Annotated in this window: 16 protein-coding genes; 14 read left to right on the top strand and 2 right to left on the bottom strand. The window is 51.1% G+C overall.

Annotation, left to right across the window (positions count from 1 at the left end):
• The first annotated feature begins 110 nt into the window (after positions 1-110).
• The 6 genes from KT71_RS13230 (at position 111) to msbA (ending at position 8,078) form a co-directional block, all read left to right on the top strand.
• Positions 111-1,195, top strand: a protein-coding gene (locus KT71_RS13230; protein ID WP_152025237.1) for an IS3 family transposase whose coding sequence is annotated in 2 segments (ribosomal slippage) — positions 111-372 and positions 372-1,195 — 1,086 coding nt in all. Because the reading frame shifts where the segments join, the coding sequence is not laid out codon by codon here.
• A 226-nt stretch (positions 1,196-1,421) separates the two neighbouring features.
• The gene (locus KT71_RS13225; protein WP_023660046.1) at positions 1,422-3,647 is read left to right on the top strand and encodes a TonB-dependent receptor plug domain-containing protein; all 2,226 of its coding nucleotides are present in this window, start codon (positions 1,422-1,424) and stop codon (positions 3,645-3,647) included.
• A gap of 392 nt (positions 3,648-4,039) precedes the next feature.
• Positions 4,040-4,831 carry an MlaA family lipoprotein gene (locus tag KT71_RS13220; RefSeq protein ID WP_023660045.1) on the top strand — a complete coding sequence of 264 codons (792 nt, stop codon included), beginning with the start codon at positions 4,040-4,042 and terminating at the stop codon, positions 4,829-4,831.
• A gap of 405 nt (positions 4,832-5,236) precedes the next feature.
• Complete coding sequence (locus KT71_RS13215) at positions 5,237-5,599, top strand: secreted protein (protein WP_008294874.1); 363 nt, start codon at positions 5,237-5,239, stop codon at positions 5,597-5,599.
• A gap of 26 nt (positions 5,600-5,625) precedes the next feature.
• Positions 5,626-5,931 carry an outer membrane protein gene (locus KT71_RS13210; protein WP_023660044.1) on the top strand — a complete coding sequence of 102 codons (306 nt, stop codon included), beginning with the start codon at positions 5,626-5,628 and terminating at the stop codon, positions 5,929-5,931.
• Positions 5,932-6,236: 305 nt separating this feature from the next.
• Complete coding sequence (gene msbA, locus KT71_RS13205; RefSeq protein ID WP_008294876.1) at positions 6,237-8,078, top strand: lipid A export permease/ATP-binding protein MsbA; 1,842 nt, start codon at positions 6,237-6,239, stop codon at positions 8,076-8,078.
• A gap of 161 nt (positions 8,079-8,239) precedes the next feature.
• Here the strand turns inward: msbA and KT71_RS13200 are convergent, their stop codons facing one another.
• Positions 8,240-9,283 carry a FecR family protein gene (locus KT71_RS13200; RefSeq protein ID WP_023660043.1) on the bottom strand — a complete coding sequence of 348 codons (1,044 nt, stop codon included), beginning with the start codon at positions 9,281-9,283 and terminating at the stop codon, positions 8,240-8,242.
• A 5-nt stretch (positions 9,284-9,288) separates the two neighbouring features.
• Positions 9,289-9,915, bottom strand: a complete 627-nt coding sequence (locus tag KT71_RS13195; RefSeq protein ID WP_008294878.1) for an RNA polymerase sigma factor — start codon at positions 9,913-9,915, stop codon at positions 9,289-9,291.
• A 132-nt stretch (positions 9,916-10,047) separates the two neighbouring features.
• Here KT71_RS13195 and KT71_RS21385 point away from each other — a divergent pair, with 132 nt between their 5' ends.
• The 8 genes from KT71_RS21385 to KT71_RS21375 all read left to right on the top strand — a co-directional run bounded on the left by KT71_RS21385 (position 10,048) and on the right by KT71_RS21375 (position 17,719).
• Entirely contained in the window at positions 10,048-10,887 is an 840-nt protein-coding gene (locus tag KT71_RS21385; protein WP_084566987.1) for an FkbM family methyltransferase, read from the top strand.
• A gap of 44 nt (positions 10,888-10,931) precedes the next feature.
• On the top strand, positions 10,932-11,936 hold the full coding sequence (locus tag KT71_RS13185) for a glycosyltransferase (RefSeq protein WP_238549423.1): 1,005 nt from the start codon (positions 10,932-10,934) through the stop codon (positions 11,934-11,936).
• Positions 11,937-12,953 carry an ELM1/GtrOC1 family putative glycosyltransferase gene (locus KT71_RS13180; RefSeq protein ID WP_008294881.1) on the top strand — a complete coding sequence of 339 codons (1,017 nt, stop codon included), beginning with the start codon at positions 11,937-11,939 and terminating at the stop codon, positions 12,951-12,953.
• Between the two features lie 45 nt (positions 12,954-12,998).
• Positions 12,999-14,234 carry an O-antigen ligase family protein gene (locus KT71_RS13175; RefSeq protein WP_023660041.1) on the top strand — a complete coding sequence of 412 codons (1,236 nt, stop codon included), beginning with the start codon at positions 12,999-13,001 and terminating at the stop codon, positions 14,232-14,234.
• A complete protein-coding gene (locus KT71_RS21380) occupies positions 14,231-15,055 on the top strand; it encodes a glycosyltransferase family 25 protein (protein ID WP_023660040.1) in 825 nt (274 codons plus the stop codon). The genes KT71_RS13175 and KT71_RS21380 overlap by 4 nt, the downstream gene beginning before the upstream one ends.
• Before the next feature lie 18 nt (positions 15,056-15,073).
• On the top strand, positions 15,074-15,805 hold the full coding sequence (locus tag KT71_RS13170; protein WP_333782692.1) for a class I SAM-dependent methyltransferase: 732 nt from the start codon (positions 15,074-15,076) through the stop codon (positions 15,803-15,805).
• Positions 15,806-15,959: 154 nt separating this feature from the next.
• Positions 15,960-16,826, top strand: a complete 867-nt coding sequence (locus KT71_RS13165; RefSeq protein ID WP_008294884.1) for a lysophospholipid acyltransferase family protein — start codon at positions 15,960-15,962, stop codon at positions 16,824-16,826.
• A 173-nt stretch (positions 16,827-16,999) separates the two neighbouring features.
• Positions 17,000-17,719: a class I SAM-dependent methyltransferase gene (locus tag KT71_RS21375; protein WP_008294885.1), complete on the top strand. Its 720-nt coding sequence runs from the start codon at positions 17,000-17,002 to the stop codon at positions 17,717-17,719.
• The last annotated feature ends 30 nt before the right edge of the window (positions 17,720-17,749 follow it).

The raw sequence follows: 17,749 nt of genomic DNA, 5'->3' as shown, positions 1-17,749 counted from the left end.
AATAGCGTAGGTTTCCACTTACTTTAAGAAAGGACGGTTTTGTAATCCCCCCAAGAAATAGTCGAGGTTTTAAGTAGAGGCTTTTATGATGCTCAAACAAGGAGAGCGGAATGAGAAAGTCTCGATTCACCGACAGCCAGATCCTGGCGATATTGAAGCAAGCGGAAGCTGGCGCTCCGGTAACAGACTTGTGCCGCGAATACGGCATGAGCTCAGCGACGTTTTACAAGTGGCGCGCCAAGTTTGGCGGCGTGGATGCCTCGATGATGAAGCGCCTGAAGGAACTGGAAGCGGAGAACGCCCAGCTCAAGAAAATGTATGCCGAGGAGCGCATCAAGTCCGAGTTGCGTCAGGAAGCCCTAGAGGGAAAGTTGTAAGGCCATCCGCGCGTCGCGAGATGGCCCGCAGAGGTGTCGCCAAGCATGGGATTAGTATTCGCCTGGCATGCGTCGTGTACGGCATTAGTGAGACCTGCTACCGCTACCGTGCAAAGCTGGACGGTGAGAATGCGCTAGTCGCTGATTGGCTGCTGCGCCTCACTCAGACTCACAAGCGCTGGGGTTTTGGGTTGTGCTTTTTTTACCTGCGTAACGTGAAGGGCTATCGCTGGAATCATAAGCGCGTGTACCGAATTTACCGGGAGTTGGAGCTTAATTTACGGATCAAACCACGCCGCCGCATTCGCCGCGATTACCCCGGCGAACTCGATGTCCCACGAGCGCCAAATCAGGTGTGGTCTATGGACTTTATGTCTGACGGGCTAAGAGACGGCAGAACGATTCGAACCTTCAATGTCATCGACGACTACAACCGAGAAGGCTTAGGAATTGAAGTGGACTTCTCGTTGCCGGCACCACGCGTGATACGGGCATTAGATCAGATCATCGAGTGGAGGGGTAAACCTGCGGCAATTCGCTGCGACAATGGCCCGGAATATATCTCCCAAACGTTAGTGGCGTGGGCCAACGAACATCGGATTACACTGATCTATATACAACCCGGAAAGCCGACACAGAATGCCTACATCGAGCGTTTCAATCGAACAGTACGGCATGAATGGCTTGATCTTCATTCGTTCATTTCGCTGGATCATGCTCAAGCTTTAGCTACACAATGGCTTTGGCAATACAATAATGAAAGACCGAATACCGCCATTGGCGGCGTGCCGCCCAGGCAGTTAATGATGGCGGCTTAACCCTCTACCGAAAACTGCGGTTATAAATGGGGGGATTACACTATGTATCGATTCAGAGCAGCATTTGCCCTAAAATTTAGCAAAGCCGTCTGTCGCCGAGCATGGTTAAGAAGGTGATCTCTAGCTTATTTGGAATAAACGGACCTCTCGCGTCGAAATGAGAACGAATCTCACTGTTGCTTGCTTAGTCTTCTTAATCTCAGCAGTCGAAGCTGCTGAGACCACGATGACACTTGGCGAGCTGATTGGTTTGCTGGAAGTGGAAGGGGCGCGCATTGTCTATAGCACCCAGCTTGTTCCTGAAGGCAAAACGGTATCGCTAGATTCGCCGACACTTGATGTGCTTGAGGAGGCATTAAAAGAGCTCGGACTAACTCTCCGATACCAGCAAGGCGTTATCGCTATTGTCCGAGGGCCTGAGTATGTACCCGTCGCAGAGGCTGAATCTGTAGCTAGCGCTTTAGAGGATGAACCGCAATTGGAAACGGTGATTGTTACTGGCAGTCGCCACCGATTCTTCGGGCCCGAGACTACAAATCCAACACGGTCTTATTCTTCGAGCGAAATTGGCGCTCAACCGTTGTTTGCTTCCGACCCGTTAAGAGTCACGACTCGATTGCCGGGAGTATCGACCCTAGGCGTTTCTGCCAGGCCACACATTCGCGGTGGATTGAGTGATGAACTTCTGATCATACGAAATGGGATTGAGTTGCTCGAACCCTTTCATCTAGCCGATTTCCACAGTGCCTACAGCGCGATTGACATTAGTAGCCTCGATTCTCTTGATATCTACACCGGCGGCTTCCCCGCGAGATACGGTAACCGAATGAGTGGTGTCATGGACCTGCAAACCCGCGAGCGATCGGAGCAGAGGAATCTAGACATTGGGTTTTCAACCTTCGCAACAAGGGTCGCCTTGTATGGGGATGTTGATTTTGCCGAAGGAGGCAACTTTTTGCTGTCATGGCGCGGAGGAGATTTGGATGACGTCGCTTCGTTCATTGAGCATGAGTCAGGGGTTCCAGAATACAGTGACTTATCAGCAAGTTTTCACGTAGACCTTACACCTGACAGCAGTGTCGCCTTTGGTTTTACTCAGGCAAAGGACGACATTTTGTTTGTCGGGGATCTGGTCGGCCAAGAAACAGCGCTTTCGAAAGTGGTAACCGATCATCTTTGGGCAGAATACCTAGTTGATGGCCTTGGAAGGTGGCGCACGCGTTTAACGGGTTCAGCAATAGACCTTTCCAGGCGGAATGAGCAATTTGACAATGAGGAGATTGAGCAGGATCAAGAGGGCGGTTTCTTGCAACATCAGCAAGATGTCCTTCGAGTGGCGGTTCGAAATGACTGGATCCGCGATGGACTGGGAACTACTTACGAGCTCGGTTGGCAAGCAGAGTTCAATAGGGGCAGATACCAGCATCAAAGTGAGATTGAGCGCGGTGTAATTGCAGATTTAATCGGAACTCCACGTAACGAATCTAGAGATATCAACCTGAAGCCAGAAGGTTGGTCTGGCGGCGGGTACGTCCAAATGCAGGTGCCCGTGGGTGAAAGGTTGGTCATCCAGCCGGGAATGCGTATTGATTTTCAGGATTACTACATTGACCGAGGATTTGAAACACAGTTGTCTCCTAGACTAGGTGTTGCCTACACCGTGAGTGATGAAATGACAGTTCGATTGGATCTCGGACGCTTTCAGCAGCCAGAAGCCGTACAGGAGCTACAGGTGCGGGATGGCTTGGATCGATTCTTCCAGCCACAGATTGCAGACCAAGTTGCCGTCGCGCTGGAGTGGCGGGGTGGTTCCCTGTTACTGCGCGGGGAGGCGTACTACAAGCAATACAGACGACCCAAAGGGCGATTTGAGAATCTGTTTAACCCCTTCGTCTTGTTGCCCCAACTCGAAGAAGACCGCGTGGAAATTCAACCAGATCAGGTCTACGCCAGTGGTTTTGATGTCTCTGTTGAGCGTGCCTTCAGCCGGTCTATTACCGGTGATCTAAGCTATAGCTATATGGATGCAAAAGACCGAATCGAGGGTCGAAGCATCCCGCGTCGATGGTCGCAGCGTCACACCATGAATCTAGGCATGCGCTATGAATTGGGAGATTTTAGTCTTGCCGGCGCTCTTACCTGGCATTCCGGATGGAACAGTACCGCGCTCCCAAGTTTTATTGCGGATGGAGATGTAGTGCCAGTGTCTTCGATACTGAATAACAGCGAATTGCCTGAGTTCTTATCACTCGATGTTTCAGCACGCAAAGTGTGGGATTTTCCAAGAGTGAGGATTGAGGTTTTTGCTGATGTGAGCAACCTGACAGACCGCAAGAATATTGCAGGCATTGATTTTGACGAGCGACGGGTGGAAGGCGGCTACGCTTTGGAGCCCGAGCGCGAGTTTGTTCTGGGGCGGGTTACCTCGCTTGGCGTCACACTTTCCTTCTAAATCTACTTTGATTTTGGATTTAAGCGCCGAACTATCACTATCCGTCGCCAAGTGAGTAGGAAAGGCAGCAAACCGTGCACTTGATATCCTTGTGGAATGCATTCTGACTTGGAGTGAGAGCCGCACAGTGGTCGTTCATACTAGACTTGAGCCAATCGGGCTCTGAATTACTGCGTTGCCGAGCGACAGATTTTGCGAGAGAAGTCCCTCTAACTGAGAAGCAACAAGATCTCGATCACCTTGGAGGGCAGTTACGTGATGGCGTCGGAGGGAAATCGTTCCTATGCGCTAGCAGAAATGGCTGATTCGGCTCCCATAAAAATGGGCGCAAAGCGCGTCAGCTGCCAGCGTGAAACCCAACCTGTAGTACTTGCTCAGCATAGCGGACCGGTATGAATCTACCTATGGTCGCCGCGAAAACCTCCGTGGCCAGTCGTGGTACGCGCTCTGGTGCTTCACATTCCCGTCGAGGCGCGCAAAATCGGCTATGCGCGTTGCTATTCGCTATCCTGCTCATTCCCTGCCAGGGGGCGGCGGCCGCACCTGATTCGGATCCTCTGGAACCTTTGAATCGTGGCGTCTTCGCGTTTAACGAGGTTGCCGATCGCTGGGTATTGCGTCCCGTGGCGAAGACGTACAGTTTCATTTTACCAAGCGTGGTCCGACGAGGCGTCGCGAATGCTCTGCGCAATCTGCGCGATGTCAACTACGCGGTCAACGCAGCCTTGCAGGGTCGGTTCCGTGATGCTGGAACAAATGGCGCCCGCTTCGCGATAAACACGACCATCGGCCTCGTTGGGGTCTTCGATGTTGCAACCCATCGTGGGTTTGTTTCGTCCCCTGCCGACTTCGGTGAGACTTTGGCGACCGCCGGACTACCGGCAGGGCCTTTTATTGTCCTTCCCGTCATCGGGCCTAGCACGATGCGCGACGGTGCTGGGTTCGCAGTGGATGCTGCAGTGTTGTCGGTACCGTCGCACATTGATTCCTCAGACGTGCGCGCGGCGATATGGGGCACCGGTATTGTTCAAGCGCGGTCAGGATTTCTTGATATGGATGATCTTCCCACCGGCGATAGCTACATATTCGCGCGGGAAGCGTATCTACAACGCCGGGCGGCTCGATTGGGCGAAGCAACCTTCACAACACCAGGCAGCTTCTGGGAGTTCGAGGAAGAATTCTAGCCACAGCGCCACAGTGATTCGAGAGGGCGGTTACCCACGTGACCACAACTCCGATTGATTCTTCCGCAGCACGGTGCCGAACACGGTCCCGCAACTTCAGACGTAGACCTGGATGAAACGTCGGTGCGCTGCTCCGTGAGTGTGCACCCGTCAACTGATTCGATTTTCGCACCGTTTTTATCCTGACAAACGATATCTGACTTGGTCGCTTTTTGCCTATGGCGGTGATTGGTGTACGCCGTGCGACAGATTTTTGGCTTATGAAGCCTCTAAACACATAGCGGGTGTTGTGTTCACTTTGCAGCATCGCGTGGAACCTCACTGCCAGGACGACAGTCGGCAATATAAATACAGACGGCGCGGCGACGCCCGTTTTCACCTTCACGCTTAAAGCAAGGAATATGCATGTCTTTCAGAACTTACTTGGCTCTTCTGGTCACTGCGCCGCTCATGGCCCCTGTCATGGCTCAGGCGGAAGACCGAGGGCGCTTTTATGTCGGCGCGGGCGGCGGCGTGGTTTTTGCAGGCAACACACGTGCCGATGGTGTATTCACTGGCACAGGCTCTTCGCTCGATGGTCAACGTCTCGGTCCAAAACCGGGAAGCACAGCTAAAGGAGACTTCGATGCGAGCCCAACGGTTAATCTTACTCTCGGGTATGACTTCGGGAAGCAGCGCTACGGGCGCCTGCGCCTGGAAGGTGAGCTATTTTACCAGCAGGCCGATACCGATAATTACAAGGGGGAACTCGATGGTAGGGGGAGCTAGATCCCGTCGGAAAAGTTGAAACATCTATGTCTGGCCTTGTACTAAATGCGCTTTACGACATCGGGCAGTTTTCCAACGTGACACCTTACTTTTTGCTTGGGTACGGTCGGGCTTCGGTGGATACAAAGTACGATTTTCCCAACCGTGGGCGCGCAGAAATCGATGGTAGCAGCGAGATTATTCAGGCGGGCTTCGGGGCGGACATATTCTTCGACGAACGCACGACGTTTGACGTGAAGTATCGGTTTCGTCGTGCGGGGTTGAATGCCGGCGGACTTGATGCCGACATTGACGCACATATTCTTGAGCGGGGAATCCGCTACGCGTTTTGAGTGTGCTCGCCAGTTGATTGGTTTGTGTTGCTTGCGAACCAGATAGACCATGGTTTGACTTAGGTTATGCTGCTTTAGAATCAAGCCAATTTGTTGTTCTGTGAGGTGCTTCATGTGTGGCTTTCCTTGTCGATACGACAGATGGGAAGTCCACGTCCAACATGGCTCGAACTACGGGAATTCGCTTACCCGGGCGTCAACGCTAGTTACCATGTAGAGCCTGATCACCGAATTCCGTACACTTTCGGAAAGAAGGCAGACGCTCTAGTACATCACTTCTTATTTCTAAAGAAGGAATCCTCCAATTGATTCAGCCGTTCGACACTGATGGCGTTCCGGGTACACAACCGCGGCCATCGACCTACAGGCGGCTGTTGGCTTACGTTTGGACGCTATGGCCCGCATTCGCAATCAGCATTGTTGGCTTTGTTTTGTATGCGCTTACGCAGTCGGCGTTTGCGAGCTTAATGCAATATTTGCCTAACGCCTTCGATACGATGCCGGCGAGCCAGCGCCAGCTATCCGATTGGGAGTTGAGTCTTGGGTTAGATACTGCCGAGGGAATTAGGTTGTTTCTACCTATCGCGCTGGTGACTATTGTCGCATTCAGAGAAATAGGTTCTTATTTGGGTGGCTACTACATTACCTTTGTTGCGCGAAACGTCGTTTACCAGCTTCGGCAAGATTTGTTTATGCACCTCACGAGACTGCCGGTCAGCTTCTTCGCTAATCACAACTCGAGTGAAATCATTGCTGTTATCACATTCAACGTAGAGCAGGTGACATCGGCGACGTCAAACGCGATCAAAACATTAATTCGGGAAGGTTTAACTGTGGCGGCGCTGCTTGGCTACTTGTTTTATGTTAACTGGAAGCTGTCTCTGCTATTTTTAGCAGTGGCGCCGCTGATTGGGCTAATTATCACTTTTACCTCGAAGCGGTTTAAAAAATATAGTCAGCGCATACAAACTTCCGTTGGAGGTCTGACTCAAGTGGTATCTGAGGTTACGCGTGGGTTGTTAGTGATGCGTAGCTTTGGTGGTGAGGACTACGAGCGGGAGCGCTTTAGTCGCCACAATTCATACTCATTGACTCAGGATCTGAAGCTAGCAAGAGCGAATGAAATTAGCCTACCCATTATTCAGCTCCTGACGTTTGTGTCGTTGGCAGTACTGTTTTGGCTTGGGCTGGACCCCACCTTACGTGCGGGCATGGACGAAGGCCAGTTCCTATCATATGTAACGGCGGCCAGTTTGGTAGCTAAGCCGCTGCGTCAGTTGACCAGCGTTAACGCCGGCATTCAGCGCGGTTTAGCGGCTGCGGAGAGTGTCTTTGAAATCCTCGATGAGAATCTTGAAACGAATAACGGACTCGAACGATTATCTGGATTACGAGGTGACGTAGAATTTCGTAATTTATCCTTTAGTTATCAAAAAGACGGTAAGCCCGTTCTCAAGCAAATTAATCTTAAGATCAATGCTGGTGAAACTGTAGCCCTCGTGGGCCGCTCAGGTGCCGGCAAATCTACGCTTGTTAACTTGGTTGCTGGTTTTATTCCGGCGCCTGTAGGAACTTTGTTCATCGATCGTGTACCAGAAGAAGAGATTCAGCTTGATTCGCTTCGACGACATGTTGCCGTGGTGAATCAGCAAACAGTGTTGTTCGAAACCTCTATCGAAAACAACATAGCCTACGGAGAACTTCGTAGTTCTAGTCGCGAGGCGGTCGAGCAAGCAGCAGCGCAAGCAAATGCACTTGAATTCATACGCCGATTACCTGATGGCTTGGATACTTCTCTTGATGAGGATGGTGCCGATTTGTCGGGCGGCCAGAGACAAAGACTAGCCATTGCACGCGCATTCTTGAAAGAAGCGCCTATCCTTATTCTAGATGAGGCGACATCAGCACTCGACTCACAGTCCGAGCAGCTCGTTCAGGCGTCGCTTCAAACGCTAAGTGATTACCGCACCACACTCATAATCGCACACCGCTTATCGACTATCGAAAACGCTGATCGAGTTGTTGTTATGGACGACGGGCAGATTATTGAAACCGGTACGCATCGGGAGCTGCTTTCCGCTGACGGGTACTACGCTCAGCTATATCATCGCCAGTTCAACACTGGAGCTACTGCGGAAATGGAGTAAGTCTTGGGAAGGGCAGTCTAAGGGTTCGTAAAAAAGCGGCAGCGCACAGCGTAACGCTTTAACGAGAAAGATTGTCATACTAGTTTGGGGATTGGGACACCACTTTGCTGCTCACATCGAATTGCTGGTGATTGAGCGGTGGGGTTGTTGTGCTCCCGATGCTAGCTAGATGTCACAGTCAGACCACTTTGGATGTCGCGCTCAGCGCGCCACACGGTCAGGACTCCGTTCTCGCTCAGCTTTGCTCGAAGCTCGCTGCTCTCCAGCACCACGTCGATTGTATTTTGAGGGTTAGTCACTATGACGTTTCCGCGCAGTATGCTGAACTCAGCTCGGCGTTCGGCGGCGGCGGATAGAAACTCTAGACTTGCACCCATTTCTTTGGCCGCCCATTCCAGGAGTTCCAGTGCGCTTCGTCCGTCGATAGCGAATCCTTCTCTCGCGTTATAAATCCAATCCCATTGGGACCCACGCGCATCGGCTGAAATGATCTCTATCGTAGAAGATGCACCTAGGGTCGCCTGTCGCGCTTCGCGCGATCGCGCTGAGATTTCCACTTCGGATTCGCCGTCATCCACGCGAATTTTTCCGTTTCTGACGGTCGCTTCCGTTCGCTCTGCAGAGGCCCGAACTAGGAACTGAGTGCCTATGTCTCGGATGCTTCCATGAGGCGTGCGGAGAAAAATTGATTGCGAATTCGACTGGAAAGAGCTGTCCAGGTCATCGGAAATGTAGATCTCTCCTTCAAGCAGTACCAATTCATCTGTCATGATCTTGACGTTAGTATTTTCGTTGATTCGAACTTCATGATCCCTATATGTAAATGTAATGAACGAGTCTTCACCGGTAACGGCATCAGAGTTGTTGGCTAAAACAGGTTCGACAGTGTTTTTAGTGTCACTTTTAGCGTACTCGACGGCACACTCGCCTTCGGCGTGGAGAAGGACTGCATATACTTCTGTGGTATCCGTACTTTGCAGCAGGTACGTAGACCCGATGGCAACTGCCACCACCGTGGCTGCTATAGCTGACAGTTTGCGGAAGTAATGGGATTTTCGTTGACGCCGATCTAATTGAACCTTGGCGAGCTCTTCGCGCGTATGCTGCTCCCATTTAAGCTTCAGATGCTCCGGTAACTCTTCGCGGGCACCTCCAAAGCGCAGCAACTTGCTCAAGTCTTCATCATTGTGGTCAGTTTGTGGCATTGCCATTACCCGCCTTGCGTCGCAGAAAGAAGCGATTCGCTATAGAGTTCTTTAAATGCACGCCGTGCGCGCGCTAAAAGTGATTGGGTTGCTGAGTCACTCAGAGATAACTTGCGCGCAATCTCCATAGAGCTTCCCCCAAATATGTATTTCATTTCCAGGGCGACTGCGTAATTTTCGGGCAGTTGATCGAGCGTGAATCGAATCAACTGAGCAACCTCGGCTCGTGCGGCCATTTGCTCTGTAGCTTCGTCCTCTTCGAGTTCGATCATTTCCACCGTTGACCGAAGGAGCTCGTCACTCAGAAACGGCTGCATTAGATCTCGACTTAATGCGACTTCTTTGAGTTCTTTAGAAATCTCATGTCTGCAGATTGTTATGAGCCAAGTTAGGAGGGTGGATTCGCCACGCCAGGTCTCAAGTCGACGAACTGCCTGTGACAACGCGGCCTGCACAACATCATCGATATCTGAGGGGTTTGCTAAGCGATGTCGCGCATATCGATAGAGTCGAGGCAAATAGGTGTCGAAAAACACCCGGAGTGCTTTTTCGTCACCCTCAAGGATGTCCTTAACGAGTTTTCTATCTCGACCTAACTGCAGCGAGGCTGGGATTTCGTGTTTTTCGTCCATGGTTAAGAAGTCAGAGGGAGTGCGAGGCCATTTTCTGTTGCGATATTGAAAAAAAAACAGACGAAGCGCGACAGATTTTTTCCACAGCCTCCCTCTAAAGAAAGGTCTAGTCAACTAAAGTCTCACTCAATCATGGCTCAACCGCTTCCTGCACATACATCTGCACAGACTCAGAATACAAACTTATTCGCGCCCCCAAAGGCTTTTGAGTCTGTCGAATGTCGGGAAGAGGGCGATCGGCTTCCCCATCCAAAATACGAAGCACTCCAGCGGTTTAAAAGACGTCTTTTGCCGAAAAAGCTATATATGCGTTATCAAGCTACGCGCTATGCAAGGCGAACAGAGCCTGAACTTAACGTCATCCCACACCTTGTACCGGCAGGTTCCACGGCCATTGATGGCGGCGCGAACAAGGGTGTCTGGAGCTGGTGCTTAGCACAGCATTGCAGTTCGGTGCACGCTTTCGAGCCTAATCCAGTCATGTTTGACTACCTCAGCCACGCGGTCCCGTCGAATGTCAGGGTATATCGGCTAGCACTGTCCGACCGTTTGGGATCTGAGGTCTTCTTCGTTCCGCAAAGTGGCGGCAAAGTACACCACACCCGTGGATCATTGTTCGATACACCAGCCGCCTCCGAGTCACGGTCGTTTGAGGTGGAAATGATTTGTCTTGACTCACTCAAATTCGAGAACTTGGGGTTCATCAAACTGGATGTCGAGGGGGCTGAGCTGAGCACACTGAGGGGCGCTCAATCCACATTGGACGAACATAGGCCCGTGGTAATCGCTGAAGCGCACGGGATTGGAGAACACACCCCCGAAGAACTCATCGACTTTATGTGTGAGCGCGATTACCAACCACTAGTCCTAAATGACGATGTGCTTGAGTACCACGGGAATTGTGGCGCAGAGATTGATGTGAAGCGAAACCTTCTCTTCCTGCCTAATCGCAAGCGTAGGGCTGCTACGTAATCTGCTGTAGCAGAGCACGCGATACTCAAATGCATGTAGTCCATGTGCTTGCAGGCGACGAAGAAGGAGGGTTAGAGAACCATGTTGTTCAGTTAGCTAATCATCTTGTGCAGTTGGGAATTAACGTATCTGTCGCGGCTCATGCGAAGTACGAGAAGCGATTCTCTGCGGATGTAAATGTGGTTCCCGTCGATCTGTCACGCTCAAGGAACAATCCGCTTGCACTTTTTGAGGCAGCGCGGGCTTTGCAAGCCATCCAAGCTGACATCGTCCATGCGCATGCAAGTAAAGCGGCAGCCATTGTTAGCCGCTTGAGTTCATGGGCTCCTGGGAAAACAGTCGCAACTGTGCATAGTGTGAAAAGGAAAACCAGAGCTTTTGAGTCCATGGACGCGCTGATAGGGGTAAGCCAAGGCGTGCTGCGGGCAATCAATCACGACAAGAAGTACGTGGTGTTCAACGGTCTAGTTCGAGGGAAAGCTGAGCAGGTCGAGCCGGCGTCGCTTCGCGCGCAGTTAGGGATTGATGACGATCTTCCTGTTTCCCTAGCTGTTGGCAGGCTTGTCTCAGTAAAGAGATTTGACCGTCTGATTCGCGCATGGAAGCCATACTTCGGTCACTTGCTGATAGTGGGTGATGGGCCTGAAAAGCGTCATCTAGAGTCTGAAATTCGGAAGCGAAACCTTCAACGCGTGGTGAGATTGCTTGGCTATATTGATAATGCGCGTAGCCTGATGTCGGGCGCCGATCTTCTCATTTGTTCGTCGGAGCGTGAGGGCTTCAGTTACACCCTGGCTGAGGCACTGGTTTCGAAACTCCCGGTTTTATCCACCCGTGTCGCGGGTGCCGAGGAAGTTCTACCAGGTGCCTTTGTCGTAGAACATAAAGATTGCTCGCTGCAACAGGGTATAGAGCGCTGCCTGTCGGACCTAGAACGGTTAAACACAGACTATGAGCCAGTTTTTACTTGGGCGAGTAAACATCTTACGGTGGAAAATATGGCTGCTGAAACTTGTGCGGCTTACAGAGACATTATGGCGGCGGCTTGAATGTCCGAAACTCCTATCAAAGTGGTTGTTGTTACCGACGGGGTCGTTGGTCATGAAAACCAATCTATTGGACTGTGTAAATGGCTAGAGCGTCGCTGGAACCTGGATGTATCCGTGGCGAACGTGCAGCTTCGGGAAAAAGCGCTGTCGCGCTTGCTGCTTCCAAAACTATTACCAGAGGACAGTCGGGCCGCTAGACGAATACTCAAGTTGTTTTATGAGACGCCCGAGCTTCCCGACGAAGCCGATCTCGTAATATCTACCGGCGGCAACTCCTCTTTCGCCAACATACTAGTGGCTTCTATGCTGGGGTGTCCGAATATTTACCTGGGCTCACTACGTCGACTAAACCCGCGTCGAATAAACGTACACATGACCTTAGAGCCTACTGGCTACAAAAACAATCTTGTGATGACGATGAGCCCGAATCTAGTAGATCCTAAGGCCGTACTTGATGCAGGCAGCTCCTTACTCAAGCGTCGTAAGCTCGATGGCACGTTGTGGACATTAATCATAGGAGGTACTGGCGCCGGATTTGACTATGGCGAACAAGAGTGGCGCCTGCTGGCCACGTGGGCCAATTCAATGGCGGAAAAGTATGGGATTCGATGGCTGCTAACAACGTCGCGGCGCACCGGGGGAAAGGGAGAGTCTGTGCTGAAAGAACATCTGAAGCCCGAGCACATAGCCTACGCAGTTTGGTGGGACTCTGAGCCAAAGAAAGAATTGCTTGCACTGATCGGAGCTGGTACTCAGGTTTTCACAACTGCCGATAGTATGTCGATGATGACTGAGAGTATCGCAAGCAGCAGACCCACCACGGTAGTAGCACTACCCACCCACCGCGCAAATGAACGCTATCGCGCGGCAATGGACCGCTTTGCGCGGCTTGGGTTATGTCGACTGATTCAATTAAGCGACGAGACTTATTGTCCGCCCATTCCAGCGATGTCATTCGATCTTTCTACAGTAATTGACCAAACATTGGATCAATTGGAGTACCGGCTTGCCTGTTGAGAAAATTTGTTTTGAGCCTGTTGGTCGCCACACACTGAGGGAAAAGTGTCTTCGATTCTAAATCTTGGTGTCATTGTTCGATCTAAGGAAAACAAAGCGGCAATTGCTTCGATAATGGTCGCTTACTTGATGTGCACCCTACTAAGTAGCTCAGAGCTGCAAGCGAGTTCTCTTGGAGTGCTCGCTGTTCTTAGTGTTTTCTCGTTCGGCGCGAATTCACTCTTTAAAGATGTCGCAGCGTTAAAGGGGGGCTTGAGTTGCTTGATGATAGCTTTGATCGTTGGAACAGTATTTTCCGAGGACGTTAGTCGATCCGCGAAAGGTATATACGATCTGATTCGTGGCGTGCTGCTTTTTTTTGTTGGGGCATGCTTTTATCGTTGCTTTAGACGATATGAGGTCACGTCAGTGCTGCTCGGTTTCTTCAGCATATCGGCACTTCTGGGCATTGGAGTGGCTGTCGCAGCAGCCATGATCCAAGGAGCCCCCTGGTTGTTGGAAAACCCAGTGCTGGAGTTGCTCTTCCATGAAACTCATTTGTTTGCGAATTTCATTGCCATGATTTGCCTTGGCCTGCTGGTGTTGGTGTTGGTGGGCGTTACGAGTGCTAGTTACTGGATTGGTTTCGTATGCGTTTGCTTGTTTGCGACATTAATAGCACTGCAAGCCAAAGGAACTCTACTGGCCTTGCTCCTTTCGGGCAGCTGGTGTTTCTCTGGAAGCCATCGGAGTGCGTTACGTAATGTGTGGTACGCCGCACTGGTGCTAGTCTTAGTGTCCCTGACAGTTTTGAGCTTTTTTCCAGCCCTTGATTTAATTACGCATTTTTCCCTTCCACCTTCGCTGCTGGAGCGCCGCCGCATTTACGCAGAACTTCTTCTGCAGTTGTGGGAATCCCCTTTTACGGGCTTTGGTTTGAATACCTACAAGGATTTGGTGCTTCAGTTCGGCACTGCGCCGCACTACACGATGCCTCATTCGATTTATCTCGAATCGCTGTTTTCATTCGGCTTCGTCGGTTCAGCATTCTTACTCGCTGCTGGCTTATTGGTCGCGCGTAAAGCCTGCTCTCCTGTTTCTAGCATCGAAAATCAAGCCTGGAAGTTTTGGCGTACTTTCGCAGGTGCGGCGCTTATCTTCACAGCGATCAGAGGTTTGGTCGATATGAGACTGGGCTACGGCGTTTGGGGCAGCTTTGCGTTGCCGCTAGGTATTCTGTTTGCCTCGACCGCTACAAGCATGGCTTCGCGCGATATTCGCGTTGACTCGGCCCATTTGTGAGCATTGTAGAGCCAGCCAAACTTCAAAGGACCCATCACTGCGAACGAGTCCCAGCGCGGGTCATAAACTTGAGAAGCGAGGCCACGCGTCGCACTCGTATTTTGGGCGATCTTGAGGCGGCGGGGGGCTTTAGAGTTTCACTAGTAGAGGCTGTCGATGGAAAACTACTTCCCGACGACGATTTACTAAGGAACACTAGTGTCCAAGAAATCCTAAATCGAAGCGGGCGGCGGATGACCCGAGGTGAGATTGGTTGCTCATTGAGTCATCGAGCCGCGTACCACGACTTGCTAGACTCTTCCGATCCTTGGACGCTAGTCCTTGAGGATGATGCAAAGCTCGATACCGATGCGGCTGCCGTTCTTGCGGCCGCAGATCCATGGTTGACCGATACTCATCCTCGCTTGCTTCTGCTTACTCCCCTGCGAGGTTTCCTGAGAAAGTCTGGTGTGCCATTAACCAATAGAGTTCAAAGGGTACAAGTCACTCGCGCCTGGGACGGTGCTGGTTATGCTTTAAACAGGGCGGCGGCGGCGGTGTTAGCGGAATTGAATACACCCGTTTCCTTGATGGCCGATGATTGGATTGCGTACAGAGGTCGCTCAAACTTGGAATTGGCGGGTGTAGACCCGTTTGTGGTTTGGCAAGGCGCCTCTATCCGCTCTACGATGGAAGCCGAGCGGATAGTGAGTCGAACTAGTAAGCAGCGCACATTGATGTATCGATTGCAGAGACTGCAACAAAACGTTAGGCGAGTGGTATTGGAGCGTCTCTGGTGGCGGCCTTTTTGGGGCCACGATACTCATAGATCACGTGATTAATTTAGGAAGCGTTGTTCGGTGAAAACAAGTTCTTGTGCAGTTTGCGATTCACAAACGTGGTTAGACTTTGGCCGTAAAAACGGCTTTGATCTCAAAAAGTGCAGCGACTGCGAACTTGTATTTGTGCATCCAACACCCTCGACGGATGAACTGGCTAAATTCTACTACCGGTATCATAAGACCCATCAGTACACGGCGAAGCTAAACTCGAAGATTCGTAGAGCAAGGCGACGGATTCGAAGAATGGCGGGTAGTCGCATCGGTGGTTCATTTCTCGACGTAGGGTGTAACGCAGGCTTTGCGGTAGCAGCCGCCCACACTCTAGGATTTAGTGCCACCGGAATAGATATCGATGCGGCGGCCATTGCAGAGGCCCAAAAGAACTTTCCTGATGCAAATTTTGAATGCGCCGGCGTAGAAGAGTTTGCGCGCGGTGAAACTTACGACTTCATCTACTGCAGCGAAGTAATAGAGCACCTACCGTCACTCGAAGGCTTCCTCACAGAAGTGAGGTCGCTCATGCATAAAGACAGTCTTTTACTACTGACGACTCCAGATTTAGGTCATCCAAGTCTACGCTGGCCAATGCGACGTACACCCATCATAGAGTGGGACTCTATCAGGCCTCCTGAACATCTTTTCTATTTCAACAAGCAGAACCTCAAAAAAATACTGAATCAACACGGGTTTAGTCGAATCAAATGTGCGTTAAACACCAAGCCAACCATCAGGGCTTTAGTTCAATTGTGATGTTTAGATTCCACTTTTCTTATCGAGCAAAATCTGCCTCTTTTGGGTGGGGCACCGAACAAGCTGAGGGGGTGAAGCAAGGTGTGGTGTATAGGTCGATTGGCTATCTGAGGGGCGAGAAACATCTACGTTATTCCAAAAGACACGCGTGGCGATGACGTCCCCAAAAGCTTCGCTTCAACCGACTTTGTGGCGCGTACTTGACACCGTGCTGCGAGCAGCGGGTTGGTCAACGTTTCTGATTGTTTATGGTCTGTGCAGATACCGAACTCATCTCGTTTCCGAAAATCTGAGCCACGCGTTCCCAAACCTTAATGATGCTGAGCGGCGCGAGTTATCGAAGAAGTTTTATCGATTCTTAGCGAACATTGCCGTTCAGGTGGCCGTCGCTCGATTTCTGCCCAGCGGCTACTTGCGACAGCGTGTATTGATCAAGAATCCGGAGCTTCTCGCTAAAGTTACTGATGATTTTAGTAAACAAGCTGTGGTGTTACTTATTCATCAGGGAAACTGGGAGTGGGTGTCACTTGCCAGCTCAATTCATCTGCCGGTGAGGATTGACCCGGTATACAAGCCTCTGCACAGCGCCTTTTGGGACAAGTATCTGCTTCGAACCCGCTCGCGCTTTGGCGCCAGCCCTATTGCTATGAAAGACGTTGGTCGCAACCTACTCCAAAGAAGGAGGGAACCGCGCTTAGTAGGACTAATCGCTGACCAAGCCGGAAACACGCAACAAGGCTACTGGACGACATTTATGCACCGACCAGCAGCTTTCTACCGAGGCGCGCAGAAGATATCGGGAGCATTAAACACTCCTGTCGTTTTTGCCCAATGCTCGACAGTTGGTGCAACCCAGTACCAGATCGAGTTTATAGAAATGGGCGTTACGCGTGCCCTCAACGAAGAAGATCAGATTGTGAGAGAGTTTGTAGCACATGCCGAACGTAGTATCCGCGAGCAGCCGCATACATATCTTTGGTCTAATCGACGTTGGAAACAAGTACCAGCAGAAGCTGAGTGAACGATTAGGTCAGTTTGGTCCACACCGTTATGGATGGACGGCGTAGCGCTGGTGCCTCTTTTACCCCAGATTGAGCAGGCGCTTCCTTGAAGACGTTGGAGTATCGATTGAAAGGGCTTCGAGCCCCCCTCTATCGCATATGGCATCGAAAGCAACAGTTTTTTGAATGCCCAGTGTGCGGATTTAGCGGGCCCTTTCTAAAAAAGCATCAGCGGTTGCACGCAAAGTGTCCAAAGTGTGGCGAGGCGGAGCGGGTCAGACTGCAGGCGCTGGTGCTTCAACTCCTTCTCAGCAATCGTGTCTGCGACCATCAATCGGTTCTTCACGTTGCACCTGAGAATGCCCTCCGAAAACAGCTCGATCAGACATTCGGAAACTATGTGTCAGCCGACTTAAACCGTAGGGATGTTGATCACCGATTCGACATCCAGGACATACCGTTTGAAGACGAGAGTTTCGATTTGGTGTTCGCGTCGCATGTTCTTGAATATCCAGACGACGACGTTCGGGCGATCAAAGAAATTCGTCGCATATTGAGACCGGACGGTATCGCTATCCTACCCATACCAATTATTCACGAGCAAACCAAAGATTTAGCCCAAAGAGACCCTAGCACCCGGCTGATGCACGAGCCAGGTCTGGACTACATTGAACGCATGGCACCTTACTTCAGTGATGTGAGAGTTTTTTCTTCTGACGACTTCCCGTCAAAGCACCAACTCCACGTTTATGAGGGGGCGCGTGCTGACAAGCATCCACTATCAGTCGGAAAAGGTGGCGCCAAGATTGGGTGCCGGTTTGTACCGTTTAGGCTTCTGTACATGAGCCGGTGCAGATTCCCGTTCAGGTGCCTTAAGTCATTTAAAATTCTGATAATGGCTCTAAGTTTCTAGTCAGCCAAAACTTTCTTCCTTTTCGCCGAT

Source organism: Congregibacter litoralis KT71 (assembly GCF_000153125.2).
Classification (GTDB): Bacteria; Pseudomonadota; Gammaproteobacteria; order Pseudomonadales; family Halieaceae; genus Congregibacter; species Congregibacter litoralis.
This window is presented reverse-complemented; position numbering and strand designations above follow the sequence as displayed.

What these genes read in the sequence shown, in the direction of transcription:
- KT71_RS13225 (WP_023660046.1), top strand. Translation starts at nt 1,422, where the DNA reads ATGACACTTGGCGAGCTGATTGGTTTGCTGGAAGTGGAAGGGGCGCGC.
- KT71_RS13220 (WP_023660045.1), top strand. Translation starts at nt 4,040, where the DNA reads ATGAATCTACCTATGGTCGCCGCGAAAACCTCCGTGGCCAGTCGTGGT.
- KT71_RS13215 (WP_008294874.1), top strand. Translation starts at nt 5,237, where the DNA reads ATGTCTTTCAGAACTTACTTGGCTCTTCTGGTCACTGCGCCGCTCATG.
- KT71_RS13210 (WP_023660044.1), top strand. Translation starts at nt 5,626, where the DNA reads ATGTCTGGCCTTGTACTAAATGCGCTTTACGACATCGGGCAGTTTTCC.
- KT71_RS13200 (WP_023660043.1), bottom strand. Translation starts at nt 9,283, where the DNA reads ATGCCACAAACTGACCACAATGATGAAGACTTGAGCAAGTTGCTGCGC.
- KT71_RS13195 (WP_008294878.1), bottom strand. Translation starts at nt 9,915, where the DNA reads ATGGACGAAAAACACGAAATCCCAGCCTCGCTGCAGTTAGGTCGAGAT.
- KT71_RS21385 (WP_084566987.1), top strand. Translation starts at nt 10,048, where the DNA reads ATGGCTCAACCGCTTCCTGCACATACATCTGCACAGACTCAGAATACA.
- KT71_RS13180 (WP_008294881.1), top strand. Translation starts at nt 11,937, where the DNA reads ATGTCCGAAACTCCTATCAAAGTGGTTGTTGTTACCGACGGGGTCGTT.
- KT71_RS13165 (WP_008294884.1), top strand. Translation starts at nt 15,960, where the DNA reads ATGACGTCCCCAAAAGCTTCGCTTCAACCGACTTTGTGGCGCGTACTT.